Genomic DNA, 24,862 nt, shown 5'->3' with positions numbered 1-24,862 from the left:
ATGATCGTCCTCGCCCTGAACGCGGGCTCTTCCTCCCTCAAGTTCGGCCTGTATCGCGCCAGTGCGGCGGAAGCCGCGTGCCTGCTCTCGGGCCAGTCGGACTCGCTCGAGGCGATCGTGCGAAGCCTTGATTCGGGCGGCCTGCCCGCCGTCGATGCCGTGGGCCACCGCATCGTCCACGGTGGCCCGCGGCTACGCCGGCCTTGCGTCGCCGACGACGCGGCATTGCGGGAGCTCGATGCGGCTGCCGCCTTCGCACCGCTGCATGCGCCGGCCGCGCGGGCGCTCGTCGCGGAAGCGCTCGCGCGCTTTCCCCATCGTCCGCAGGTGCTGTGCTTCGACACGGGCTTCCACGAGGGGCTGCCGGATGCCGCGCGCGTGCTTCCCGTTTCGCGCGAGCTGCGCGAAGAGGGTGTGCAGCGCTACGGCTTCCACGGGCTGTCGTGCGAATCGATCGTGCGCCGTCTCGGGGCCGCGTTGCCCGCGCGATTGGTGATCGCCCACCTCGGAAGCGGCGCCAGCGTGACGGCGGTGCACGAAGGCCGCTCGGTCGACACCAGCATGGGCCTCACTCCGGCGGGCGGGTTGATCATGGGCACGCGCACCGGTGACGTGGATCCGGGGCTGCTGGTCCACCTGATGCGCACGCGCTCCCTCGACGCCGCCGCGATCGAGCGGCTGGTCAACCACGAAGGCGGCCTGCTGGCCGTCTCCGGCGTGTCCGGTGACATGCGTCGCCTGCGCGAGGCCGCGCCGGCCAGCCCCGGTGCGCGCCTCGCCATCGCCATGTTCTGCCGCGCCGCGTGCAAGCAGGTGGCCGCGATGATCACGGTGCTGGGGGGCCTGGACCTGCTCGTCTTCACCGGGGGCATCGGCGAGAACGACGCCGCGACGCGCTCGGCGATCTGCGAGGGTCTCGCGTGGTTCGGCATCTCGCAGGATCCCGTTCTCTCGCGCTGCGATGTGCGCGTCATGCCGTCCCTCGAGGAAGAGCAGATCGCTCGCCACGCCTGGAGCTTGCTGTCGGAAGGCGCGCTTCCCCCGGGCTAGAATCGGACCTTCGCATCCAGGGAGCTCTCATGGGCCTCAAGCGTCCCCAGTGGCAGTCGGGCACCGTCGTCATCCTCGAGCATGAGTCGAAGGTCCTGCGCGACAACGCGCTCGGCGATCCTTCGACCCGCAACCTCGCCGTGTGGCTGCCGCCCGGATACAACGAAGGCAGCACGCGCAACCGCGGCAAGCGCTACCCCGTCATCGTCGACATGGTGGGCTTCATGGGCTCGGGCCTCTCGCACATCGCGTGGAAGAACTTCACCGAGAACGTGCCGGAGAGAGCCTCGCGCCTCATCCACGAGGGGCGGATGGCGCCGGCGATCATCGTCTTCCCGGATTGCTTCACCGCCCTGGGAGGCAACCAATACGTGAACTCGTCGGCCGTGGGCAACTACGGGGACTACCTCACGAAGGAGATCGTCCCGTTCGTGGATCGCGAGTTCCGCACCAAGGCTTCGCGTGACCATCGCGCGTGCTTCGGCAAATCGTCGGGCGGCTACGGGGCGATCATCCACGGCATGAAGTACGCATCGACGTGGGGTGCGATCGCCGATCACTCCGGCGATGCCTACTTCGACTTCGTCTACTGGCACGACTGGCCGAACACGCTGGTCGAGCTCGCGAAGTACCGCCCGCGCAAGGCCGCGGCTTCCGGCAAGTTCGACGTCCGGAAGATGGAGAAGGGCGCGGAGAAGGGCCGCGACGATGGCCGCGTGCGCCGCTTCCTGGACACCGTGTGGAAGAAGGAAAAGGTCACGATGGCCGAGGGCCACGCGATCATGAACCTCTGCATGAGCGCCACGTACGATCCGGACCCGCGCGCGCCGAACGGCTTCCGCTTGCCGTTCAACCTCGAGACGGGGGAGGTGATCCCCGAGCGCTGGCGCGAATGGAAGAAGCACGACCCGATCAACCTGGTCGAGAAGTACAAGAGGAACCTGAAGTCGCTGCGCGGCATCTACGTCGACTGCGGCTCGCGCGACCAGTACCACATCCAGTTCGGCTCGCGGATCCTCTCGAAGCGCCTCGCCGCGGCCCGCATCGCGCACACGTACGAGGAGTTCGACGACACGCACTCCGACATCGACTACCGGTACGACGTGTCCTTCCCGTTCCTCTCCAAGGCCATCAAGTAGCAGTAATTAGGGTCAGCTACTTTTTTCTTTCCGTGTGGACGGTAGAAAAAAGTAGCTGACCCTAATTACTTGCGTCTCCGGTTCTTGCGGCGCCAGGCGGTGGGAGTTTTGCCGAAGGCGCGCTTGAAGGCGTGGGCGAAGGCGCCGGCGGATTCGTAGCCCGCGTCCTTGGCGATGCCCTGGATCTCGCGCGAGGAGTTGGCGAGGTCGCGGGCGGCGAGCGAGAGGCGCCAGCGCGTGAGGTAGGTGATGGGCGGGTCGCCCAGGATGCGCGTGAAGTGCTCGGCGAGCGCGGAGCGCGAGAGTCCCACCAGCTTCGCGAGCTTCTCCACGGTCCATTCGTCACCGGGCCGCCCGTGCATCAGCGCCAGCGCTCGACCCACGTAGCGATCGTCGAGGCCGGCGAGCCAACCGGTTGCGCCCGGCGGCGTGGCTTCGATGTGGCGTCGGATCACGTCGATCACCACCAGCTCGGCAATGCGGGCGAGGCTCGCGATCCCGCCGGGACGCGGCGCTTCAGTTTCCGTGAGCTCGAAGGCGAGCGATCCCTCCAGTTGCTCCAGTGCCGCGGTTCCACGCAGGTCCACGCGGACGACGTTCGGCAGCGCGGCCAGGAGCGGATCCGCGAGGCGCCGGTCGAACGACGCGAGCCCCGTCGCAAGCCTCGTGTGCTCGCCACCACCGCCATGTACGGCAGGCACCAGCTCGCCGGCGATCGGCGGCGTCAGCAGCGTAGCGAGCGGCGTGGAGACGGTCACGTCCGTGAAGCTCTCGAGCTTGTGCGCGTGGCCGTGCGGAAAGAGCAGGGCTTCGCCTTCGGTGACGCGGATGGGCTCGTCCTCGTCCACCTGCATCCAGCACTCGCCGCGCAGCATCACGTGGAAGATCGCGGGCTTGTCGGCGTCGTGCAGGAAGCCGCGCGCGAGCGGCGTGGTCTCGGTGACGGTGAGACCCCAGGGAGCTCCGAGATCCGCGTTGAGGATGACGGCGCCGGCAAGCCTTACGGCTCGCAAGACTTCCGACAGCGCGTCCACGGTTAATGAATAAAGGGGTCAGACCACTTTATTGCCAAAGGCGAGCAATAAAGTGGTCTGACCCCTTTATTCATCTCAATGGAAGTGCGCTGCGTGGGTGTCGGCTTCCTCGGGCAGCTCCGCATGCACGATCTCGCCCTCGGGATTGGCGAAGAGCGGAGCCCCGCAGTCCTCGCAATATTCGGGCGTGAACAGGCCGGAGAGCTTCTTCACCTCGGTGATGCCGCACTCGTTCAGCTGCGCCACGACTTCGTCCAGCGGGCCGGGACGCGTGTTCTCGTCCTCGCGGCCGTAGAGCGGCCACACGACGCCGTGGGCCACGTCCTCGTCGCCGGGGAGCGTGAAGGCGATGCGATATTCGTCCACGCGCTCGTCGCCGAAGCCGGCCACCACGGCGCGCAGATCCTTCGCTTTCGTGGAGAGCGCCGCCTCGAGGAAGGCGACCGCGGCCTTCACGCCGAACGGACGCACGCGCCGGTCCGACTCGCGGCAGTTCACGTAGTACGCGTCGGGAAGCAGGCACTCGAACACGCAGCCCGGCAGCAGCTTCGCGAGCGTGGGCCGCGCCTGGGCGATCCACTGCTCGAGGCTGTGCGTGCGGCCGGCGTGGCCCGAGGCGTCTTCCTGCCAGCGGAAGATCGGGGCTCCGCGAGGGGCCACCGCGCAGGCGATCACGAAGCGCGTGTCGGCGAGCAGGTTGGCGGTCTCGGGCAGGCGGGTGAAGTCGATGCGCGGGGCCTCGCCCGTCACGGCCGCGTCGGCCAGGCGCGCGGTGAGCTTGCGAAGCTCCGAGAAGTGGCGCGGAAGCTGGTCGATCGACTGGAGGTACGGCACCACGACGCAGCCGGCACCCTCGGCGAGCACGTGGCCCTGGAGCTGGGCGCGCAACGCATCGCTGTCCTCGCGGCCGATCGGGCCCGAGGGAATGGAGTACTTCGACCAGGCGACCATAGGCACCGCGATCAGCAGCGCCTGCCACGCGGCATCGCCCTTCATCACGGGCATGGCCTCGCTCTCGTTCTCCACGAGCTCGATCAGCGTGTCGTAGGCGCCGAGGTTGCTCACGTAAAGATGGTCGAGGGCCGCGTCGATCGGCGAATCGTTCCCGTTGCCGAGGAGGCGGGCCGTGAGCGCCGACATCTCGGACTCCCAGTAGCGGTCCTCGGTGAGGCTGCCGGACGCGTTCAGCCCCTGCGACAGGGCGATCAGGCGCTCGGCGTCGCGGGTGAATCGGGGCGGGGATTTGGCACGGGTGCGCGGCATGGGCTATTTTAGCCGAATGGATCGCAACGTTCTCGGCGGCGCGCTGCTCGCCTGCTGCTACGACCCGCTCACCGGCTACTACCGCGACGGCAGCTGCCGCACGGGCGAAGACGACGGGGGCGCGCACGTGATCTGCGCCCGCATGACGCAGGCCTTCCTCGACTTCAGCCGCGAGAGCGGCAACGACCTCTCCTCACCGGTACCGCAGGCGCGGTTCCGGGGCCTGAAGCCCGGCGACCGCTGGTGCCTGTGCGTGCTGCGCTGGCTCGAGGCGCTCGAGGCGGGGGTGGCCCCGCCCGTGATCCTCGAGGCCACTCACGAGAGCGCGCTGGAGTTCGTGCCCTTGGAAGAGCTCGAGCGCCACGCCTTCGAGACGAACTGAATCGCGCTGCCGAGCGCCGAGCCGATCAAGGTTCCGATCAGCGCTGCGCGGTCTTTCCTGGCTTTGCTGTGGGTCTCGTATGTCATTTCCGTGCTCCTGGAGGGTGCCCCTTTTGGGGGCTGTCCTCTCAACATAATTACCCCGGGAACGATATACAATCCGGGGTAAGGTCACAGAATTGATGAAATCCAGGCACAAATGAGCGCACCCGCCGACATGACGGTCTTCGTGCGCGCGCTCGAGCTGGGCGGGTTCTCCAAGGCGGCGCGGGAGCTGGGCCTCACCCCGTCCGCGGTCTCGAAGCTGGTCACCCGCCTCGAGGATCGCCTCGGCGTCCGGCTGCTGAACCGCACGACGCGCAAGCTCGCGCTCACGCCCGAAGGCGAGGCCTACCTTCACCGTGCTCGGCGCATCGTCACCGATATCGCCGAGGCGGAAGCGGAAGTGGCGCAGTTCCGCACCCGGCCGCGGGGCGTGCTGCGCGTGAACGTCGGCACGGCCTTCGGCTTCCATGCGCTGGCCCCGGCGCTGCCCGACTTCCTGCGCCGGCATCCGGAAGTGGAACTCGACCTCGCCTTCACCGACCGCGTCGTGGATCTCCTCGAGGAAGGCTCCGACATCGGCATCCGCACGGGCACGCTCGCCGACTCCTCGCTGGTCGCGCGCAAGATCTGCGACCTGGAGCGCGTGATCGTCGCCTCGCCCGCGTACCTGAAGCGCCACGGCACGCCGAAGAAGCCCGAGGACCTCCTGCAGCACAACTGCGTGCGCCTCTCGGGGTTCCCCGCGCTGTGGCGCTGGCCGTTCCACGATGCGAAGGGGGCCGTGCGAACGGTCGAGGTTCACGGCAACACCATGACCAACAGCGCGGAATCTGCGCTGCAGATGGCGGAGCTTGGCGTGGGGATCGTGCGCCTGGTGGACGTCGTGGCCGGAGCGCCGCTGCGCGAGAAGAAGCTCGTGAAGGTCCTTGCGGATGCGCACCACGTCGAGCCGCTGCCGCTGCACGTCGTGTGGCCGCAGGGCCGTCACCGCTCGCCCAAGGTCGCGGCGATGGTGGATTTCCTCGTGGAGCGTTTCGCGTCCGCGCCCTGGAGAGCGCACCGGAAGGCGAAGGACGCGTGATGCTGGCCCCGTCGGTCGCCTTCGTGGATGTGGAGACCACCGGCACGTCGCCGGCGAAGGAGCGCATCACCGAGATCGGCATCGTGCAGGTGATCGAGGGCGAGGTCGTGGAGGAGTGGTCCTCGCTCGTGAATCCCGAGTGCTCGATCCCCGAGGCCATCCAGGCTCTCACCGGGATCACCAACGACATGGTGCGTAGTGCTCCGACATTCGGGGAGCTGCGGCGCGACGTGATGCAGCGCCTCGAAGGCAGCCTCTTCGTCGCGCACAACGCGCGCTTCGACTTCGGTTTCCTCAAGCACGAGTTCAAGCGCGTGGAGATGCCCTTCACCGCGGAGGTGCTCTGTACCGTGCGCCTGTCGCGCCGGCTCTTTCCGGAGGCGATCGGCCACGGGCTCGATGCCGTCGTCGCCCGCCACGGGCTGGGCAGCGCGTTCTCCGGGGACCCCGCCTCGCGCACCGGCCGCCATTCCGCGCTCGGCGATGCGCGGGTGCTCTGGCACTTCGTGCAGCTGCTCTACCGCACGCGCAGCCCCGAGGAGATCGACGCGGCGGTGAAGCGCATCCTCAAGATCCCCAGCCTGCCGCCGCAGCTCGCGCACGACGCGCTGGAGAACCTGCCCGAGGGTCCGGGCGTGTACCAGTTCTACGGCGTGAACGACCTGCCGATCTACATCGGCAAGAGCGTCTCGCTGCGCGACCGTGTGCGTTCTCATTTCTCCGGCGACTATCGCAACTCCAACGACCTGCGCATCTCGAGCGAGATCCGGCGCATCGAGTGCGAATCGACGGCGGGCGAGATCGGAGCGCTGCTGCGCGAAGCGGACCTCGTGAAGACGGTGCTGCCGCTGCACAACTACCGGCTGCGACGGAAGCTCGGCGCCTGCTTCGTCGAGCTCACCAACTTCTCCGCGCCGCCCGAGGTGCACCTGGCCAGGGACATCGACTGGGCCTCGCGCGGCCCGGGTGCCACGCCGCTTCATGGTCCGTTCGCGTCGAAGGCCCACGTGCGCGCGATGCTGGAGGGGCTCGCGGGCGAGCACGGCCTGTGCTGGCGCTGCCTCGGCTGGGAGAAGCGCGGCGGCCCGTGCTTCGCGCGGCAGGTGCGCAAGTGCCGCGGCGCCTGCATCGGGGAAGAAACGACGCAGGTGCATGGGCTGCGGCTCCTCACCGCGCTGGGGCCCTACAAGCTGCGCGACTGGCCCTGCGAAGGCCGGGCCCTCATCCGCGAGCGCGATCCGCTCACGGGCCTGGAGGCCGCGCACGTGTTCGACCGCTGGCACCACGTCGGCACGGCGCGAGATGAGATCGAGCTGGAGGAGCTGCTGACGTCGCGCGTGGAGATCGACTTCGATCCGGACGTCTACCGCATCCTGCTGCAACACGTGGGCAAGCTGAAGCCCGTGCCGCAGCCGGTGCTCTCAGAATAGCGAGCGGTTGCGGTCCTCTTTCGCAGGCGGTTCGGCCGGCGGGTCCGCGAGCACTTCCGGCACGTCGTTCTTGGAATTGCCGACCAACGCACCAATGCGCCGCAGCGCGATCGTCTCCGCCGAGGGCTGCAGCAGCGAGCGCGCATCCTCCGCGGTGCCGAAGAGCCAGCGGTCGTATGCATCCGCGGGAAGGATCACGGGCATGCGGTCGTGGATGGCGCCCACCGCCTCGTTGGCGTCCGTGGTGACGATGGTGAAGGTCTCGACGCCCTCGCCATCCTCGCGCTTCCACCATTCCCACAGCCCGGCGAAGGCGAAGATCGGCCGCTCGGGGATGGTGATCGCGTAGGCCTGCTTGCGGCCGGCCTCGCCGGTCCACTCGAAGAATCCCGTGGCTGGGACGATGCAGCGGCGCAGGCGAAAGGCGTTGCGGAACGCCGGCTTCTCGGCGAGCGTCTCGGAGCGCGCGTTGATCATCTGCGAGCCGATCTTCACGTCCTTGGCCCAGGACGGCACCAGGCCCCAACGCAGCATCGCCATCTCGCGCACGCCCGCCTCCGCGGCCCGGATCACGGGCGCATCCTGGGTCGGCGCGATGTTGAAGCGCTTCTTGACGCGGTCGTGCACCGGCACCTGGAACGTGTAGGCGATGATGTTGCCGTCGGCGTCGAGGAAATAGCGGCTGCACATCGCGCAATGTTAATCTAGCCGGATGAAAACCCACCTCGCGATAGCCGCCTCCGCGCTCGTGCTCGGCGCGTGCGCCATGGCCCAGACCTGGGAGCAGTCGAAGGAGCCGCCGCCCAAGCCCTTCGTGGGCACGCGCTGGCAGGTGATCCTCGAGCTGCCGCTCCAGGGTGAGCAGCCGTACCTCCGCATGGGCGACGGCCGCCTCGAAGGCTTCGGCGGCTGCAACCGCATCAACGCGCGCTACCTGTCGGATGCGGTCGGTGCGCGCGCCATCGCGTTCACCGCGATCAGCGCCAGCAAGCGCATGTGCGATCCCTCCGCGATGGCCGCCGAGCAGCGCGTGCTCGAGACGCTGCAGTTCGTCTCCAGCTACAGCATCACCGGCCCCACCATGACGATGAGCGGCTCGGGCGGCACGCTCAAGCTGCTGGCGGTGGAACCTCCGAAGTGAAGCTCGTTCCGGTGGCGTTGGCGCTGCTGGTGACAGCGTGCGCCGCCTCCTCGCCGGAAGCGCCTCGCGCCGCTGCTCCGATGCCCGAACCCGTCACGCTCGCCGGCACCGGCTGGACCGTCCCCGGCGCCGCCAATCCCGGTGCCGCCGCGCGGCTCGAGTTCTCCACCACGGGGCGCGTCACGGGCTTCACCGGCTGCAACATGCTCACCGGCAGCTATACCTATGACGGGGATCGCCTCGAGGTCGCCGCGGCCACCACGAAGCGCGCGTGCCTGGGTGCGGGCAACGAAGCCGAGGCGCTGATGCTCGCCATCCTCGCGGGGCGGCCTCGCGCGGCCATCTCGGGCAACAAGCTGATCCTCACCACGCCCGACGGCAAGCGCCTGGAGCTCGACCGGAATTAGGGTCAGACCCTCTTTCGAAAATAATTGGGGTCTGACCCCAATTATTTCTAGATCTCGACGTGGGTCCCGAGCTCGACGACCCGGTTCGTGGGGATGTTGAAGAAGTCGGTGGCGCGCGTGGCGTTGCGCGACATCCACGCGAAGAGGTGGTCCCGCCACCTCGCCATCCCCGGCATGTCCGCGGGCACGACGGTCTCGCGCGACAGGAAGAACGACGTATCCATGAGGTCGAACCCCAGCCCGTAGCGCACGCGGCAGGAGTTGAGGATCTCGTCGATGTCGGGCTGCTCCTTGAATCCGTACCAGGCCTCGAGCCGGTAGAAGCCTTCGCCCAGCCGCTCGTATTGCACGCGGTCCTCCGCCGGCACCACGGGCACGTCGTGCGTGACGATCGTGAGGAACACCGTCTTGTCGTGCAGGACGCGGTTGTGCTTCAGGTTATGCAGCAGCGCGTGCGGCACGGCCGTGGTGCTGCTGGTCATGAAGATCGCCGTGCCTTCCACCTTGGTCGGCGGGCTCGCGCGCAGGCTGTCCAGGAACGGCTTCAGCGGGATGCCCTGCTCGGACAGGCGGTGGAACATGAGCGAGCGCCCGCGCCGCCACGTGATCAGCATGGTGAAGATGACGAGGCCCATGATCATCGGGAACCAGCCGCCGTGGTGGATCTTGGTGGCGTTGGACGCGAGGAACACGAGGTCGATGACCAGCATGCTGCCGATCACGAGCCCGGTCATCGGCGCGTTCCACTTCCAGATGCGCCGCGCGACGACCCACGCGAGCAGGCATTCGATCACCATCGTCGCCGCGACCGCGAGGCCGTAGGCCGAGGCCAGGTTGTCGGAGCTCTGGAAGCCCAGCACCAGCAGCACGACCGCGACATAGAGCGACCAGTTGATGAACGGCACGTAGATCTGGCCGATCTCCTTGGACGACGTGTGCTCGATGTTCAGGCGCGGGACGTAGCCCAGCAAGATCGCCTGGCGCGTGACCGAGAAGGCGCCGGAGATCACCGCCTGCGAGGCGATCACCGTCGCGAACGTGGCCAGCACCACCATGGGCATCAACGCCCACGACGGCAGCATGAGATAGAACGGGTTCTTGATGCCGGCGGGGTTCGAGAGCACGAACGCGGCCTGGCCGAAGTAGTTGATGATCAGCGCCGGCATCACGAGGCCGAACCACGCGATGCGGATCGGCTTCTTGCCGAAGTGGCCCATGTCCGCGTAGAGCGCCTCGCCGCCGGTCAGCGCGAGGAACACGGCGCCGAGGACGAAGAAGCCCTGCGTCGGGTAGAGCTCGAAGAAGGTGACGGCGTGCGCGGGGTTCAGCGCGCCCAGCACCTCGGGGTTGTCGACGATGTGCGAGGCCCCCGAGGCGGCGATCGCGAGGAACCACACGATCGTCACCGGCCCGAAGAGCGCGCCCATCTTTGCCGTGCCGTGGCGCTGGATCACGAAGAGCCCGGTGAGGATGCCCAGCGTGATCGGGATCACGTACTTGCTGAAGGCGGGTGTGGCGATCTCGAGGCCCTCGACCGCGGAGAGCACGGAGATCGCGGGCGTGATCATGCTGTCGCCGTAGAACATCGCGGCGCCGAAGATGCCGATGGAGATGACCGCCCATCGCAGCCGCGGCTCGGTCTTCTTCACCTCCCGCAGCGCCAGCGCCAGGAGGGCCAGGATGCCGCCTTCGCCGTTGTTGTCGGCGCGCATCATCACGATCAGGTACTTCATCGCGACGACCCAGAACATCGACCAGACGATGAGCGAGAGCAGGCCCAGCACGCTGGTGCGCGAAAGCGGGATGCCGTACTCGGGGCTGAACGCTTCCTTCAGCGCATACAGCGGGCTGGTGCCGATGTCGCCGAACACAACGCCGATCGCCCCAACGACCAGGGGGGCGATTGCCTTGCGGGGAACGTAGGCCGCTGGGGCCGTGGCTGAAGAGGCGTTCATCGTTTATCCGCGCCCGGAAATACCGCCTCCGGGGGGATGGCGCCGGACTATACGCCCGTTTGCTGCAGCGCACAACTTGACGGCCGGAAGCGGGCTTCCCCGCCATTTCGTTTCCTGATTTCCGCGTTTCATCGCAATCGGGCTTGCGCGGGACGGGCCCCCACCTTTAGTCTGCGGGCACTCTTCAAGGTCCTGAATAACATGAAAAAAACGCGTTGGCTGGGGGTGGGGCTCTGGGCCTGGATGCTGGCCGGGGCGGGCCAGGCCGGGGCCATCGAGGCGCACCGCCTCCCCGCGGGCGAGACCATCGTCCTGGACGGCAAGCTGGACGAAGCTGCGTGGCGCGACGCCCCGCTGATGGACGAATTCTGGGAGCTCTTCCCGCAGGACAAGGTGAAGGCGCGCGTGCGGACCGAGGCGCGCTTCGTGTTCGACAAGAGCGCGCTGTACGTCGGCGTGAAATCCTTCGACCCGGACATGAGCCAGCTGCGCGAGCCCTTCGCCCGGCGCGACAACGTGCTCGCGGACCAGGACATGATCGTGCTGTTCGTCGATCCGGTCGGCACGAAGAAGTTCGCCCATTTCTTCCGCGTGAACCCGCGCGGCTCCATCGGCGACGGGCTCTTCAACGAGGACACGGGCAACGAGGATTTCTCGCCCGACATCGAGTTCGAGGTGGTCACGGGTCGGTTCGATGGCGGTTGGACCGCGGAATTCCGCATCCCGTTCGCGTCGCTGCGCTACGGCGACCCGCCGTCGTCCACGTGGAGCGTGCTGGTCTTCCGCAACTATCCGCGCGACCAACGCTACCGCATCGCCTCGGCGCCGCTGCCGCGCGAGCAGAACTGCTTCATCTGCCTGAACAACCCGCTCACCGGCCTGAACGACCTGCCGTCCGCGGACCACCTTCAGGTCACACCGCTCGTGACGGCCCGCACCACGCGCGACAAGGTCGTCGGCGTCTACGACCGCACCGAGCGCGAGGTCGTCCCCAGTCTCGACATCAAATGGAAGCCGCGCCCCGACACCATCGTCGACGCCACCATCAACCCGGACTTCTCGCAAGTCGAGCTGGACACGCCGCAGCTCGTGGGCAACACGCAGTTCGCGCTCTTCTATCCGGAGAAGCGGCCGTTCTTCCTCGAGGGCGCCGACATCCTGCAGTCGCCGTTCAACGCGATGTACACGCGCGCCGTGACCGATCCTTCGTGGGGCGGCCGCGTGACGCAGCGCTCGGACAAGTTCGACGGCACCGCGCTCGTGACGCGCGACGATGGCGGCGGCCTCGTGCTCCTGCCCAATACCTACGGCACCAACTACGCGCTGCAGGACTTCAAGTCGATGGCGAGCTACGCGCGCGGCCGCTGGCAGGTGGGCGGAGCGTCGGCCGGCATCCTCGCCACAGATCGCACGTTGGAAGACAACCGTGGCTACAACCGGGTGCTGGGCCCCGACCTCGCGTGGTTCCCCAACGCCGAGCACCGCTTCCGCGCGCAGGTGCTCGAGTCGTGGACGACGGCGCTGCCCGACGCAACGGGCCGGCTCATCAAGCAGGAAGAGCAGCGCGGGCACGCGGCCATCGTCGACTGGCGCTTCAGCAACGCGAAGTGGGACGAGTACATCGCGCTCGAGGATGTGGGCACGCAGTTCCGCGCCGACAACGGCTTCTTCGGGCAGAACGGCTACCGGCGCATCTACAGCGAGACCGGGCGCAAGTTCCTCGAGCTGTGGGGCTTCAACGAGGTCACGCCCTACCTCAACGCCGAGTACAAGACGGACCGCGAGGGCGGCGTGCAGTACCAGCAGAACAACGTGGGGCTGCGCGTGACGCTGCCGCGCGCGACGACGCTCGCCGCGGAATGGCGCCCGAACAACCTCGTGGCCGTGACGCCGGGCGGCGGCATCCGCAAGCGCGACCAGTACTGGGCGAGCATCGAGAGCAACCCGTGGCCGTGGCTCTCGCGCTTCTACACCGAAGTCGCGTGGGGCGACCGGGTGGACGTGGCCAACAACCGCGTCGGCAAGGGCGCCTACATCGGCACCACCGCGAACATGCGGCCGCACTCGCGCCTCGAGCTCGAGTACCGCATCGACAACGACTGGATCGATTCCATCGAAGCGGTGGAAGGCTCCAAGCGGATCATCGCGCAGCGCTCGCAGCAGCTGCTCGCGTTCTGGCACTTCACCGCACGCGACGGCGTGCGCACCATCTGGCAGCAGAACTGGATCCGCCGTGCGGCCTCGCTGTGGAACGAGCCCGTGTCCCACCGCGAAAGGCAGGACACGGTGTCGATCGTCTACGGGCACCGCCGCGGGCTCTACCTCACGATGTACCTCGGCGCCACGTTCGGCCGCACCGAAGACGCCGACAGCGGTTTCCGGCGCTACCAGTCCGAGGTGTTCGCCAAAGGGTCGTGGACGTTCGACGTGTTCTAGCGGGGCCGCCCGGTCCGGCCCTGGGACCGCGTGGAAATCGGATACCCTGCTTCGTCGTGGACCTTCGACGCCTCCTCTTCGTCTGCCTGCTCGCGGGGTGCTCCGCCACGCCGCGCGTGTCGCTGGAGGTCGCCCCGGCGCCCGCGCCGCTCGCGCGCACCTACGCCGGCTTCTGGGATGCCGCGCTCGCGCTCGACTACGAACGCGCGGAGAGCCTGGCCGCGACGGAGCCGGAGCGCGAGTACGCGCGTTCGCTTCGCGACCTCGCCGAGGGGCGCCTGGACAGTGCGCAGGGCCGCCTCACGGAGTTGCTCGCCGATCGGGGGGCCGAGCCTCGCGCTCGCGCGTTGCTCTCCGCGGTGGCGAAGGAGAGCGCGACCGTTCCGGAGAAAGCCTTTCCGAGCCGCGTCGACCGCTCGTTCGTCGAGGCACTGCTCGAAGCGCGCAAGGCGGAGCGCTGGACCTACACGGAGCCGACGCGCTCGATCTTTGACCGTTCAACGGCGGCGCCCACGCCCGCGATCCCGATCCGCGTGAACGGCGTCGGCGCGATGCTGGGCCTCGATACCGGAGCCGGCCTCACGGTGATCGGCTCGGAGCTTGCGGCCGCGGCGGGCGCCAAACGCCTGGGTGCCCGCACGGGAGCGCGTGATGTGCACGGCGAGGGCGTGCTGGTCGAGCTCGCGGTGGCGGACCTCGACCTCGGCGGCATTCGCATCGAGCGTCATCCGGTGCTCATCATCGACTCGGCGCGGCTGCGCTTCCGGCAGGGCGGCGCCGAGATCAGCGGCTTCGAAGGCATGCTGGGCTGGAATGCGCTGGCGCGCCTTCGCACCACCATCGACAACGCGCAGCAGGCCGTGACGTTCGAGAAGCCGGCGGGCGCGCGGCGGGCTTCGGGCGACCTCGCGTGGATCGGCGAACCTTACGTGCGCGCTCGTGCCCCCAACGGGCTGCCCATGCGGCTGTTCCTGGACACGGGCGCGTCGCACTCCTCGCTGTCCGGAAACATCGCGCGCGCCATGGGCCTCGGCGACGGCGAGCGCGTGCCCTCGCAAGTCATGGGCGCCGGCAGCTCGCGCAAGGTGGATCTCGTGGTGCACCGCGACGCGACGCTCTTCGTGGGAGGCGCGCGCGTGGCCTTCGGAGAGATGCAGTCGATCGAGCCGCGCTCGACCGGCTACGCGGTACGCGACGGCGTGCTGGGAGCGGATGCCCTGGTGCGCGGCAAGGTCGTGATCGACCCCACGGCGCACGAGTTCCTCATCCTGCCCTGACGGAAATGAATGGGGTCAGACTCCATTTAGCCCGACGAGGGCAGGCTAAATGGAGTCTGACCCCATTCATTTCTCAAGGCTTTTTGTAGGCCACGCCTTCCTTCATCACGAAGGCGACGCGCGTGACGGCGGTGATGTCCTTCGTGGGATCGCCCGGCACGGCGACGATGTCGGCGAGCTTGCCGCGTTCGAGCGTGCCGAACTGCTCCTGGGCTCCGAGGATCGTGGCGGCCTCGAGCGTGGCGGCGCGGAAGGCCTCCAGCGCGGGCATGCCGGCCTCCACCATGTAGATGAATTCCTTCGCGTTGTCGCCGTGCGGGCTCACGCCGGTGTCGGTGCCGAAGCCGATCTTCACGCCGGCCTTGTAGGCGCGGGCGAACATCTCCTGGATCTGCGGGCCGATCGCGGCGGCCTTCACGCGGATGATCTCCGGGAAGAAGCCCGGCTCCTTCGCTCGCTCCGCGACGTACTTGCCGGCGCTGATGGTAGGCACGAGCCAGGTGCCGTTCTTCTTCATAAGGGCGAAGCCCTCGTCGTCGAGGAAGGTGCCGTGCTCGATGGTCTGCACGCCCGCTCGCACCGCGCGCTTCAACCCTTCCGCGCCGTGCGCGTGCGCCGCGACCTTGAAGCCGTAGTCGCGTGCCGTCGTCACGATCGCCGCGAGCTCATCGTCGGCAAGCAGCGGGGCATCTCCGGATTTCGCCACCGAGAGCACGCCGCCCGTGGTGGAGATCTTGATCTGGTCGAAGCCTTCCTTGTAGGCCTGGCGCACGGCTTTGCGGGCGTCGTCCGCGCCATTGATGATGTATTGGTCCGGGCCGGGATTGCCCGCCAGGTCGCGGCGAAGCCCGTTGGAACCATCCCCGTGTCCTCCGGTGGAGGTCATGAACGCGGCGGCGTAGACACGCGGGCCACGGACAGTGCCGGCCCGCACGGCGTTGCGAAGCGCGACTCCTGTCGCGTACGGACCGCCGAGGTCCCGCACGGTGGTGAAGCCCGCGAGCAGCGTCTTCTCCGCGTTGCCCGCCGCCTGCAGCGCGTAGTCGCCGGGATTCAACGTGTAGCCCTCGAGCTGGCTGCGCGGATTGATCTGCGCCGAGAGGTGCACGTGGAGGTCGATCCAGCCCGGCAGGCACGTGTGCGACTTCAAGTCCACGACCGTCGCACCGGGCAGCGCGGCGTATCCGGCTTCCACGCGCGCGATGGTCTTGCCCTCGACGACGATCGATTGTTCGCGCAGCAGGCGCTGGGCGCGCACGTCGGCGAGCTGCCCGCAATGCAGGACGGTGGTCTGGGCGGCGACGGGGAGTACAGCGGTGCAGAGGAGGGCGAGCAGGGATCGTTTCACGGAAGGTTCTTCAGGTTGACCAAGCGCAGGATGGTATTCCAGTTTCGGGTGGTGGCGGGCACGCCCAGCTCCTTTTCGAGCGGCAGGTTGGGCACGCCGAATTTTCCGTCGGCGAGGCGCTCCGCCACCATGAACGCCTCGCTGCCGGTGACGCGGAAGAGGCGCAGGCCCGAGCGCTCCGAGACGCGCGGCAGCTTCGGCTTTTCCTTCGGCGGCTCCCACAGGAAGGCGACGTAGAGCTTCGCGTCGGGCTGGCGCGTGACGCCCTTGAACGGATTGGACGCGACCAGGGCTTCCAGGTCCGCCCAGGTGCGCACCATCGCCGCCACCGGGTAGCCGAGCCAGTCGAGGAGATCGGCTTCGATGCGCTGCGCGAGCTCGAGCGGCTTGCCCTGGGCGGTGAAGATCACGTTGCCCGACGCGATGAAGGTCGAGACGTCGGTGAGGCCGAGCGCGGTGAGGCGCCTGGCGAGATCGGACATCTTCACGACGCCGCGGCCTCCCACGTTGACGGCGCGCAGGAATGCGACGTGCCGCGTCATGCGCCCGGCGGGTTCGCGCGCTCGCCCCAGATCGCGGCCTCGCTGAACCCGAGCTCGGCGAAATCCGGGGCCCGGAGGTGCGCTTCGGCGGTGCAGAAGAATTCGTCGAGCTGCGGTGGGGCCACGCGGGTGCCCGAGAGCATGGCGTGCGCCTGGCCGCGGTGGTGGATCTGGTGCTCGAAGAGGTGGGCGAGGATCCGGCGCGTGTAGTCGCGATGCGCGCCGCCCACCCGCCGCGGCATGAGGATCGCGGCGTCCAGCTTCGCATCGTCCAGCGATTCGCAGAACGAGATCAGGCGCCGGTCGGCCGCGTGTTGCTCGCGGGCGACATCCACGCAGCGCGCGAAGGGCTCCTCGGGCTCGAAATGGCGCCAGGCCTGCGGATGTGGCGGAAGGCCCGCGTGGCTGCGCTCGAACATCTCGAGGTAATACCAGTCCACGGTGAGGATGTGGTTCAGCGTGCCCTTCAGCGACGGGAAGAAGCTCGTGCGCGGGGCGGCGAACTCCTCGTCCGTGAGCTGCAGGCAGGCCTTGAGGAGCCGGTGGTTCGCCCAGGCGTTGTTGTAGGCCTCGGTGGCGAAGTGCTGCGCCAGCGAGTGCCCGGTCACGATGCCCTTTTCTTGGCCGCGACCTCGGCCCAGGAGGACTGGGCGAGCGAACGGAAGCGCGACGGCGTCATCTTGTCCAGGTGGACGGTGGTCCAGCCGTGGCGGGACCAGCCATTCGTGGAATACGCGTCCGGGTCGATCTGCATCACCGCCGTCTGGTTGGCGAGCGAGAGCTTCACCACGACGACCTTCTTCTTGTTCTTGCTGGGTGCCAGGCTCGCGAAGATGCGGTTGTTCACCCGGAAGTCCGGGTGCCCCATGTGGGCCTTCTCCTCGGTGTCGGGGAGGGCGAGCAGGATCTTGCGGGCAACGGAAACGGTGACCATGGCGATCTCCTCATTTCTTCGCGCGGTTTTCCTTGCGCACCACGAGCTTGAGCCCGGACCACTTCTCGTCCACGGCGCAGACTTTGACATCCACGAGGCCCAGCGGCAGGGCGATCTCGCGGATGGTGTCTTCCGTGATGTCGGTGGCGACCTTGGAAGCCTTCTTGGGCCAGGAAACCCAGATCGTGGCGTCGTCGCGCAGCTTGGCGAGCGCACGGGATAGCGCCGCATCGAGCGTCGTGCGGCGGGTGCAGAAGACGTGGAGGATGTCCGTGCCGCGGCCCAGGCGCGAGGCGAGCGTCACCTCCTTGGGCAGGGGAGCGAGCAGTTTCAGGTAGTTGCGCGGCGCGTCCCACGCGACCACGTTGCCGCCGGCCTTGATGCCGAGCTTCTTCGACAGCGGCGTTCCGGAATAGCCGACGGGCATGTGAATGCGCTTCCCCCAAAGCACGAGGGCGAATCTTACCGCTACATTCGCGCGGCGTGTTTGCGTTTCTTTAACGCCCGCCGGAAACGTCGATGAAAGTGCCGGTGCTGTATGAAGATTCGGACGAAAGCAGCCAGAGGATGGCGTGCGCGACCTCTTCGGGCTCGCCGCCGCGCTTCATCGGCACGGACTTGGCCACGCGGTCCACGCGGCCGGCCTCGCCGCCGGATGCGTGGATTTCGGTGCGGATCACGCCGGGTCGCACCGCGTTCACGCGAATTCCTTCCTCCGCTACTTCCTTGGCCAGGCCGATGGTGAGGCTGTCGATGGCGCCTTTCGAGGCCGCGTAGTCGATGTATTCGCCCGGAGAGCCCAGCTTCGAGGCCATCGAGCCCACATTGACGATCGTGCCGCCATGGCCGCCATGCTTCGTGGACATGCGGCGCACGGCTTCGCGGGCGCACAGGAAGGCGCCGGTGATGTTGATCGCGAACACGCGCTCGAAGCGGCCGGCCTCCATCTCGTCCAGGCGCATCTGCTGCTCGAGGATGCCGGCGTTGTTCACGAGGGCCGTCACCGGCCCCAGGGCCTGGGCCGCCGCGTCGAAGAGGCGGATGACGTCGGCTTCGTTCGCCACATTCGCCTGGGTCGCGAGGGCACGGCCTCCGGCCTTCGTGATGTCCGCTACCACGCGATCCGCGGCGTCACGGTTTGTCGCGTAGTTCACGCAGACCGCGTAGCCGCGCTGGGCGGCCAGCCGGGCGGTTGCTGCGCCTATTCCCCGGCTGGCGCCGGTGATGATCACCACGTTCTCACTCATCGCCACATGGTATGAGAAAAGGCAAAAGGCGTCCTCCGCAGATAAACACAGATCAACGCAGATGAACGCAATCGGGGGTCAGACCCTGCAGTGCTGTTATCTGCGTTTATCTGTGTTTATCTGCGGAGGACGCCTTTCGCCTTAATTCCTTAAACGTGGATCTGGCGCCCGCCGCCGAAGGCCCAGTTCTCCCAGGTGGTTTCCTTGAAGACCACGAACACGTCGTCGGGATGCAGCCCCGCCTTGCTGGTGCCGGCGATGAGGTCGGCGAGGATCTTCTTCTTGATCTTCACGCTGCGTCCCACGGAGAGGAGGATCTCGATCAGCACGAAATCCTCGCTCCGCGGCTTCGCGAGATCCGGGTACGAGGGATCGAAGCGGAAGTCGTCGGGCCCCAGCTCCAGCACGCGATGGAAGCGGTCCGTGTCGGGAACGCCCGAGGCGACGAGCGCGGAATGCACCGCGCCCAGCACCTGGGTCTTGTAGGCGGCCGATTTGCCGGGCCGCATCGTGACGGTGATGAGGGGCATGGTCAGGCTTTCTGGAGGAGGCCTTCGGCGCGCAGCGCTTCCTGCACCTTCGGGCGTGCGCCGACGCGCGCCTGGAAAGCGGTGAGCGCGGGCCAGGGCGTGAGATCGATGCCGACGAACTTCGTCCAGTTCAGCACCACGAAGAGATACCCGTCGGCGACCGTGAACGTGTCGCCCGTGAGGTAGGTCTTGCCTTCGAGCTGCTTGGCGAGCCAGTCGAAGCGCTTGGAGAGCTTGGCGCGCGCGATCGGCTTGTAGTCTTCGGGCGTGTCGGCCTGGAAGAGCGGCGTGAAGCCCTTGTGGATCTCGGACGTGATGAAGTTGAGCCACTCCTGCAGGCGCACGCGCTCCTTGGTTCCGGCCGCGGGTGCCAGCTTCGAGGCGGGGGCGAGGTCGGCGATGTATTGGACGATCGCCGGGCCTTCGGTGAGGCGATCGCCGTCCTTCATCTCGAGCATCGGCACGTAGCCCTTGCCGTTCAGGGCGAGATAGTCGCCGCCCCCGTCCAGCTGCTTGGTCTTGGTGTCGACTTTCTGCAGCGTGAAATCGAGGCCCGCTTCGCGAAGCGCGATGTGCGGGGAGAGGGAACAGGCGCCGGGCGAGAAGTACAGCTTCATGAAAATCCTCCGTGACTTGAGCGAGCGGGAAGCTTACGATTACCCGGTATCATTTGAAAAGTAGGCACCCAAACGTTACGTAGGTTCCAGAAGGATACTACCCATGGCCACGACCGCCCGGCGCTTCAACGCGATGACCGCCACCTGCCCCTCGAGGGCGGTGCTCGCCCACGTGGCGGACAAGTGGACCGTGCTCATCCTCGGTGTGCTCACGGAGGACACCACGCGCTTCAACGAGCTGCGCCGGCGCGTGCAGGGCATCACGCAGAAGGTCCTCACGCAGACGCTGCGCGACCTGGAGCGCCTCGGCTTCGTCTCGCGGAAGATCTACGCCGAGGTCCCGCCGCGCGTGGAGTACAGCTTGACGCCGCTCGGGCGCTCGCTGGTGCGCGTGCTGGACAACGTGCGCGAGTGGGCGGACACGCACACCGGCGAGGTGCTCGCCGCGCAGCAGCGCTTCGAGCGCCAGGCGGCCGCGAAGGCTCAGATCCGCACGTAGATCGCGCGCCGGTCGAGCCAGACGGCGACGATCCACCAGGCGAGCGTGAAGAGCGCCGCGTAGGCAAGCGATGCCGCCTCGGGCGAGGGGAGCCACAGCAAGGCCTTGTAAAGCGGCTCGTGCCAGCGCCAGGCATCGAAGAGTACGGACATGAGCCAGGCGCCCGCGTAGATCGCGATGGCGTTTCGGCCCATGCGCCGCCCGATCGCGGGCCAGCGCTGCTTGTCGATCGCCTCGTCCACGACCGCGAGCGCCAGCATCGCCCAGCCGCCGGTCCACAGCACGTACGACGACGTCCACAGCGTCTTGTTGAACGGGAAGGCCTGCGCCCACGCTTCGCCCGCGAGCAGGAGCACCACGCCCGCGACGCCGAGGGGCCACAGCGTGCCGCGCCTCAGCCACTCCGCCGCGCGAACGCCGAGCAGCGTGGTCGCGATGGCGGGGAACGTGCTCGCAACACCCTCCGGATCGGGACGCCCGTCGATCGCATACGGTTCGCCCCAGCCCATCCACGCCCAGTAGCCGAGGAGGATCGCGCCGATGATTCCCCACTGAGTGAGAGGCCGCGTGTGGCGCGCGAGCAGGGCGGCCGCACCGAAGCACAGCCCGATCCGTTGCAGCACGCCGGGAATGCGATACATCGGCTGGTCGAGGATGAGATAGGCGAACGCATGCAGCACGAGACCGAGGCCCACGATGCGAAGCGCGCGCAGCACGATCGCGCGGTCGGTGAGCGCGTCCTGGGCGAGCGTGATCGACACGCCAACCACGAACAGGAAGAACGGGAAGATGAGATCGGTCGGCGTGCAGCCGTCCCACGCCGCGTGTCGCAGCGGCGCATAGATGTGCGTCCAGTCGCCGGGATTGTTGACGAGGAGCATCGCCGCGACGGTGATGCCGCGGAGCGCATCGACCGAATCGAACCGCGGACGCTGGGTTATGGCCATGGCGGATAATAAAGGCAATGAATGGGGTCAGACTCCATTCAGATATTCCAGCGCGGGTCGAATGGAGTCTGACCCCATTCATACGTTCCAGTGCGGATTGAATGGAGTCTGACCCCATTCATTCGGGAGGCGAGATGGCCACGAAGAAGGAAACGCGTGTTCGCAATGTGACGCCGGACAAGGTGGATCTCCGCGACCGGCCGTACCAGCCTTCCGTCGCCGTGGTGCCGCCGCCGGCGTTTCGCGTGAAGACGAAGGTGGCCGTGGCCAACCAGGGCTCCACGAGCGCCTGCACCGGCTTCGGCCTCGCGACGGTCGTGGGACATCTCCTGCGCATCGCGGATCGCCCGAAGGAAGCGGAGGTCTCGCCGTGGATGCTCTATTCCATGGCGCGGCGCTACGACGAGTTCCCGGGCGCCGAGGATGCGGGCTCGAGCGTGCGCGGAGCGTTGAAGGGCTGGTTCAAGCACGGGGCCTGCGCGCTCGACCTCTGGAACGCGATCGACATGCCGTCCGCGACCAACGAGCCGGGCAAGGACTGGTGGCTCGATGCGGTGAATCGCCCGCTCGGCGCCTACTACCGTGTCGACCCGCGCTCCATCACCGACATGCACGTCGCGCTGAACGAGGCGGGCGTCCTCTACGCGAGCGCCGTGTGCCACGCCGGATGGGACGAGGGCGTGAAGCCGAAGACGCCGAAGGGCTGGGCGATCCCGCTGCGCGACGTGAAGGCGGGCGACGGCGGCCACGCCTTCGCGATCGTGGGCTACGACGACCGCGGCTTCCTGGTGCAGAACTCGTGGTCCGCGGAGTGGGGCGACGGCGGCTTCGCGACACTCACCTACGAGGACTGGCTCTCCAACGCCATGGACTGCTGGGTGGCGCAGCTCGGCGTGGTGACGGAGGAACACCGCCGCGTCGCGAAGGCGGTGACGCCGACCACGAAGAAATCCGGCGACGCGGCGCTCTCCACCAACGAGATGCTGCGCCGGCACCAGCTCGCGCCGTACGTGATCGACATGGAGCGCGACGGAGCCCTCTCGAAGTCGGGCGCCTTCCGTACTTCGGAGGACGACGTGAAGGCGCTCGTCACCGACTACCTCGAAACGGCGTGCAAGGCGTGGGGGCTCAAGGCCGGCGATCCGCTCGACCTCGTGATCTACGCGCACGGCGGATTGACCGGCGAGCGAGATGCCGAGTCGACGTTCTCGAGGTGGCTCCCGGAGCTCTACTCGGCGCACAAATTCCCGGTCTTCCTGATGTGGGAGTCGGACATCCTCTCCACGATCGTCAATCGCCTCGCGCACGCCGTGGAGATGACGCCGCGGCCCACGGGCGGGCCGGCCGAGGTCTTCACGCGCTGGTGGAACGAGCGCCTCGAGTCGCTGCTCGCGCCTTCGGGCTGCGCGTTGTGGGACGAGATGAAGCGCAACGCCGCGGCGATCACCGAGGGGCCGGAATCGGGCGGGCGCCTGCTCTTCAAGCACCTGCGCGATTCGCCGGTGGCCGCGCGCTACCAGCTGCGCCTGCATCTCGTGGGCCATTCCGCCGGCGCCATCGCGCACGCGCTGCTCATCGACCGCATGGCCGCGCTCGAATGGGATTTCCAGACCGTCACCTTCCTCGCGCCCGCGCTTCGCGTCGACCGCTTTCGCGAGCGCGTGCTGCCGTGGCTCGAGGCGAAGCGCATCCGCCGCTTCCGCGAATACCACCTCGCGGACTCCGCCGAGCAGCAGGACAGCACGATGCGAGCGCTGCTGGGCTATGGCCGCTCGCTGCTCTACCTCGTGTCGCGCTCCTTCGAAGGCGGCAACGACGTCCCCATCCTCGGAATGCAAAACCACTTTCCTGCCGACGTCGCGCGCCTGCGCTCGGTCGAGATATGCTGTGCTCCTTCCGAGAAATCGCGCTCCACGACCCACGGCGGCTTCGACAACGACGCGGCCACGCTCGCGAGCGTCATCGCCGGCCTGAAATGAACCTCTACATCATCACCGGCACCACGCAGGGACTCGGCAAGGCCCTCGCCGCGCAAGTGGGCGAATCCGCCGACAACGAATTGATCACGCTCGGCCGCTCGCCCGATGCGCCGGTGCGCGGCGGCGCCCACCTCGGCGTGGACCTGGCCGACACGAAGGCGCTCGAGGAGGTTTGCGACCGCATCGAGCTGCGCATCCGCGGCAAGCGCTACGCCAAGGCGGTGCTGGTCAACAACGCGGGCGTGGTCTCGCCCGTCGGCCCGATCGAGAAGGCGGATGGCGCCGAGCTCGAGCGCAACCTCGCCGTGAACCTCGTGGCACCGATGCTGCTGATGCGCCGGTTCCTCCGCGCCACCGAGGGCGTGGCGCTGCTGCGCCGGATCATCAACATCTCGTCGGGCGCGGGCCGCCGTCCCATCGCGGGCTGGGCCGCGTACTGCGCGGCGAAGGCGGGCCTCGACATGGCCACGCGCACCATCGCGCTCGACTGCGAGGCGCGCCACAAGCCCGTGGAGGTCGTGAGCCTGGCGCCCGGCGTGATCGACACGCAGATGCAGGGCGTGGTGCGAAGCGCCGAAGTGGCGGACTTCCCGGACCTCGAGCGCTTCAAGGAGCTGCACGCACAGGGCCAGCTTCGCAACGCCGACGACGTGGCGCGCGACATCCTGCGGCTCGAGTCCGAAGGCCGGCTCGCCGGCGAACCGGTCGCGGACCTTCGCGAGGTGGCGGCGCGCGGTGCCGCCGCGGCGCGTTGATCACCGACCCGGCGTTCTACTTCGTCGCGATCCCCGCGATCATCCTGGTGGGGATCTCCAAGGGCGGCTTCGGCAGCGGCGTCGGCATCCTCGCGACACCGATGGTGGCGCTCGCCGTCCCGATGACGCAGGCCGCCGCCATCCTGCTGCCGATCCTGTGCCTGATGGACGTCATCGGCCTCATCGCCTACCGCGGCCGCTGGATGCGAGACCACATCGTCCTGCTGCTTTGCGGCGGCATCGTCGGCGTCGCCCTGGGCACGCTCGCCTTCAGCTACATCGACGACGCGATGCTGCGCATCGGCATCGGTGCCTTCGCGATCTCGTTCGTCGTCCACCGGCTCGCGAGCCCCGCGCAGGCCGAGGCCACGCCCCACTCGGCGGCCAAGGGGCTCATCTGGTCGGCCGCCTCCGGGTTCACCAGCACGTTGATCCACGCGGGCGGCCCGCCGCTCAACGTCTACTTGCTGCCCCGGAAGCTCGACAAGGCGGTGTTCGTCGGGACGACGGTGGTGTTCTTCGCGGTCATCAACGCCGTGAAGCTGCTGCCCTACACGTGGCTGGGCCTCTTCGACCCCGCCAATCTCAAGACCTCGGCGGTGCTGGCGCCCTTGGCGCCGGTGGGCATCCTGCTCGGGGTCTGGATGATGCGGCGCATCCCGCAGGAGGCCTTCTACCGCATCTGTTACGCCATCTTGCTGGTGGTGGGCGCCAAGCTGCTCTGGGACGGCTTCTCCGGATTGAAATAAAAAGCCGTCCACGCTGTTCACCCCGTTGAAGTAGACTGGCGCGGCACCGTTTTCACCCCACCCCCACGAGGAGACC

26 protein-coding genes are annotated in these 24,862 nt (G+C 67.9%); 13 read left to right on the top strand and 13 right to left on the bottom strand.

Annotated elements, in window-relative coordinates:
- Together DSM104443_RS15110 and DSM104443_RS15105 are read left to right on the top strand one after the other, a co-directional pair.
- A complete protein-coding gene (locus DSM104443_RS15110; RefSeq protein ID WP_171093645.1) occupies window positions 1–1,050 on the top strand; it encodes an acetate/propionate family kinase in 1,050 nt (349 codons plus the stop codon).
- 29 nt (window positions 1,051–1,079) lie between these two features.
- A complete protein-coding gene (locus DSM104443_RS15105) occupies window positions 1,080–2,189 on the top strand; it encodes an alpha/beta hydrolase (protein WP_171093643.1) in 1,110 nt (369 codons plus the stop codon).
- A 65-nt stretch (window positions 2,190–2,254) separates the two neighbouring features.
- On the opposite strand, the gene DSM104443_RS15100 is transcribed toward DSM104443_RS15105, so the two are convergent.
- Window positions 2,255–3,223, bottom strand: coding sequence for an AraC family transcriptional regulator (locus tag DSM104443_RS15100; protein ID WP_171093641.1), 969 nt, complete (start codon window positions 3,221–3,223; stop codon window positions 2,255–2,257).
- Between the two features lie 75 nt (window positions 3,224–3,298).
- The gene (locus DSM104443_RS15095; protein WP_171093639.1) at window positions 3,299–4,486 is read right to left on the bottom strand and encodes a DUF2863 family protein; all 1,188 of its coding nucleotides are present in this window, start codon (window positions 4,484–4,486) and stop codon (window positions 3,299–3,301) included.
- A 16-nt stretch (window positions 4,487–4,502) separates the two neighbouring features.
- Between DSM104443_RS15095 and DSM104443_RS15090 the strand changes: the two genes are divergently transcribed.
- The 3 genes from DSM104443_RS15090 to DSM104443_RS15080 all read left to right on the top strand — a co-directional run bounded on the left by DSM104443_RS15090 (window position 4,503) and on the right by DSM104443_RS15080 (window position 7,423).
- Window positions 4,503–4,868 (top strand): DUF2237 family protein, encoded by a 366-nt coding sequence (locus DSM104443_RS15090; protein ID WP_171093637.1) that lies wholly within the window; start codon window positions 4,503–4,505, stop codon window positions 4,866–4,868.
- A 198-nt stretch (window positions 4,869–5,066) separates the two neighbouring features.
- On the top strand, window positions 5,067–5,993 hold the full coding sequence (locus DSM104443_RS15085; protein WP_212756712.1) for a LysR family transcriptional regulator: 927 nt from the start codon (window positions 5,067–5,069) through the stop codon (window positions 5,991–5,993).
- The gene (locus tag DSM104443_RS15080; RefSeq protein WP_171093635.1) at window positions 5,993–7,423 is read left to right on the top strand and encodes an exonuclease domain-containing protein; all 1,431 of its coding nucleotides are present in this window, start codon (window positions 5,993–5,995) and stop codon (window positions 7,421–7,423) included. The genes DSM104443_RS15085 and DSM104443_RS15080 overlap by 1 nt, the downstream gene beginning before the upstream one ends.
- Here the strand turns inward: DSM104443_RS15080 and DSM104443_RS15075 are convergent.
- Window positions 7,415–8,113: an SOS response-associated peptidase gene (locus DSM104443_RS15075; protein WP_171093633.1), complete on the bottom strand. Its 699-nt coding sequence runs from the start codon at window positions 8,111–8,113 to the stop codon at window positions 7,415–7,417. The two genes, DSM104443_RS15080 and DSM104443_RS15075, sit on opposite strands and share 9 nt — an antisense overlap.
- A gap of 22 nt (window positions 8,114–8,135) precedes the next feature.
- Between DSM104443_RS15075 and DSM104443_RS15070 the strand changes: the two genes are divergently transcribed.
- Both DSM104443_RS15070 and DSM104443_RS15065 read left to right on the top strand, forming a co-directional pair.
- Window positions 8,136–8,564 carry an META domain-containing protein gene (locus tag DSM104443_RS15070; RefSeq protein WP_171093631.1) on the top strand — a complete coding sequence of 143 codons (429 nt, stop codon included), beginning with the start codon at window positions 8,136–8,138 and terminating at the stop codon, window positions 8,562–8,564.
- The gene (locus tag DSM104443_RS15065) at window positions 8,561–8,971 is read left to right on the top strand and encodes an META domain-containing protein (RefSeq protein ID WP_171093629.1); all 411 of its coding nucleotides are present in this window, start codon (window positions 8,561–8,563) and stop codon (window positions 8,969–8,971) included. The genes DSM104443_RS15070 and DSM104443_RS15065 overlap by 4 nt, the downstream gene beginning before the upstream one ends.
- Before the next feature lie 47 nt (window positions 8,972–9,018).
- On the opposite strand, the gene DSM104443_RS15060 is transcribed toward DSM104443_RS15065, so the two are convergent.
- Window positions 9,019–10,926, bottom strand: a complete 1,908-nt coding sequence (locus DSM104443_RS15060) for a potassium transporter Kup (RefSeq protein ID WP_171093628.1) — start codon at window positions 10,924–10,926, stop codon at window positions 9,019–9,021.
- Window positions 10,927–11,127: 201 nt separating this feature from the next.
- Here DSM104443_RS15060 and DSM104443_RS15055 point away from each other — a divergent pair, with 201 nt between their 5' ends.
- Together DSM104443_RS15055 and DSM104443_RS15050 are read left to right on the top strand one after the other, a co-directional pair.
- Window positions 11,128–13,362, top strand: a complete 2,235-nt coding sequence (locus DSM104443_RS15055; RefSeq protein ID WP_171093626.1) for a carbohydrate binding family 9 domain-containing protein — start codon at window positions 11,128–11,130, stop codon at window positions 13,360–13,362.
- A 56-nt stretch (window positions 13,363–13,418) separates the two neighbouring features.
- Window positions 13,419–14,639, top strand: a complete 1,221-nt coding sequence (locus DSM104443_RS15050; protein WP_171093624.1) for an aspartyl protease family protein — start codon at window positions 13,419–13,421, stop codon at window positions 14,637–14,639.
- Window positions 14,640–14,712: 73 nt separating this feature from the next.
- Here DSM104443_RS15050 and DSM104443_RS15045 read toward each other — a convergent pair whose 3' ends face one another.
- From DSM104443_RS15045 to gstA, 8 genes are all read right to left on the bottom strand, one after another.
- Window positions 14,713–15,987 (bottom strand): metal-dependent hydrolase family protein, encoded by a 1,275-nt coding sequence (locus tag DSM104443_RS15045; protein WP_171093622.1) that lies wholly within the window; start codon window positions 15,985–15,987, stop codon window positions 14,713–14,715.
- Window positions 15,984–16,529: a DUF1697 domain-containing protein gene (locus DSM104443_RS15040; RefSeq protein ID WP_171093620.1), complete on the bottom strand. Its 546-nt coding sequence runs from the start codon at window positions 16,527–16,529 to the stop codon at window positions 15,984–15,986. The genes DSM104443_RS15045 and DSM104443_RS15040 overlap by 4 nt, the downstream gene beginning before the upstream one ends.
- Window positions 16,526–17,137, bottom strand: a complete 612-nt coding sequence (locus tag DSM104443_RS15035; protein WP_212756710.1) for a DinB family protein — start codon at window positions 17,135–17,137, stop codon at window positions 16,526–16,528. The genes DSM104443_RS15040 and DSM104443_RS15035 overlap by 4 nt, the downstream gene beginning before the upstream one ends.
- A complete protein-coding gene (locus DSM104443_RS15030) occupies window positions 17,134–17,463 on the bottom strand; it encodes an MmcQ/YjbR family DNA-binding protein (RefSeq protein ID WP_171093618.1) in 330 nt (109 codons plus the stop codon). Before DSM104443_RS15030 ends, DSM104443_RS15035 begins: the two co-directional genes overlap by 4 nt.
- Window positions 17,464–17,473: 10 nt before the next feature.
- Complete coding sequence (locus tag DSM104443_RS15025; RefSeq protein WP_171093615.1) at window positions 17,474–17,890, bottom strand: DUF3052 family protein; 417 nt, start codon at window positions 17,888–17,890, stop codon at window positions 17,474–17,476.
- Window positions 17,891–17,960: 70 nt separating this feature from the next.
- The gene (locus DSM104443_RS15020) at window positions 17,961–18,710 is read right to left on the bottom strand and encodes an SDR family oxidoreductase (RefSeq protein ID WP_171093613.1); all 750 of its coding nucleotides are present in this window, start codon (window positions 18,708–18,710) and stop codon (window positions 17,961–17,963) included.
- Between the two features lie 149 nt (window positions 18,711–18,859).
- Window positions 18,860–19,240, bottom strand: a complete 381-nt coding sequence (locus DSM104443_RS15015) for a tautomerase family protein (RefSeq protein ID WP_171093611.1) — start codon at window positions 19,238–19,240, stop codon at window positions 18,860–18,862.
- A gap of 2 nt (window positions 19,241–19,242) precedes the next feature.
- Window positions 19,243–19,857 (bottom strand): glutathione transferase GstA, encoded by a 615-nt coding sequence (gstA, locus tag DSM104443_RS15010; RefSeq protein ID WP_171093609.1) that lies wholly within the window; start codon window positions 19,855–19,857, stop codon window positions 19,243–19,245.
- 103 nt (window positions 19,858–19,960) lie between these two features.
- Between gstA and DSM104443_RS15005 the strand changes: the two genes are divergently transcribed.
- Complete coding sequence (locus tag DSM104443_RS15005) at window positions 19,961–20,356, top strand: winged helix-turn-helix transcriptional regulator (RefSeq protein ID WP_246232290.1); 396 nt, start codon at window positions 19,961–19,963, stop codon at window positions 20,354–20,356.
- Here the strand turns inward: DSM104443_RS15005 and DSM104443_RS15000 are convergent.
- A complete protein-coding gene (locus tag DSM104443_RS15000) occupies window positions 20,341–21,303 on the bottom strand; it encodes an acyltransferase family protein (protein WP_171093607.1) in 963 nt (320 codons plus the stop codon). The two genes, DSM104443_RS15005 and DSM104443_RS15000, sit on opposite strands and share 16 nt — an antisense overlap.
- A 134-nt stretch (window positions 21,304–21,437) precedes the next feature.
- Here DSM104443_RS15000 and DSM104443_RS14995 point away from each other — a divergent pair, with 134 nt between their 5' ends.
- From DSM104443_RS14995 to DSM104443_RS14985, 3 genes are read left to right on the top strand one after another with little or no spacing between them, the layout of a single operon-like run.
- A complete protein-coding gene (locus tag DSM104443_RS14995) occupies window positions 21,438–23,282 on the top strand; it encodes a C1 family peptidase (RefSeq protein ID WP_171093605.1) in 1,845 nt (614 codons plus the stop codon).
- Entirely contained in the window at window positions 23,279–24,037 is a 759-nt protein-coding gene (locus DSM104443_RS14990; protein WP_171093603.1) for an SDR family NAD(P)-dependent oxidoreductase, read from the top strand. Before DSM104443_RS14995 ends, DSM104443_RS14990 begins: the two co-directional genes overlap by 4 nt.
- Window positions 24,034–24,786 carry a sulfite exporter TauE/SafE family protein gene (locus tag DSM104443_RS14985; RefSeq protein WP_171093600.1) on the top strand — a complete coding sequence of 251 codons (753 nt, stop codon included), beginning with the start codon at window positions 24,034–24,036 and terminating at the stop codon, window positions 24,784–24,786. The genes DSM104443_RS14990 and DSM104443_RS14985 overlap by 4 nt, the downstream gene beginning before the upstream one ends.
- The last annotated feature ends 76 nt before the right edge of the window (window positions 24,787–24,862 follow it).

Origin of the sequence: Usitatibacter rugosus (assembly GCF_013003965.1) — a bacterium.
Lineage (GTDB): Bacteria > Pseudomonadota > Gammaproteobacteria > Burkholderiales > Usitatibacteraceae > Usitatibacter > Usitatibacter rugosus.
This window is presented reverse-complemented; position numbering and strand designations above follow the sequence as displayed.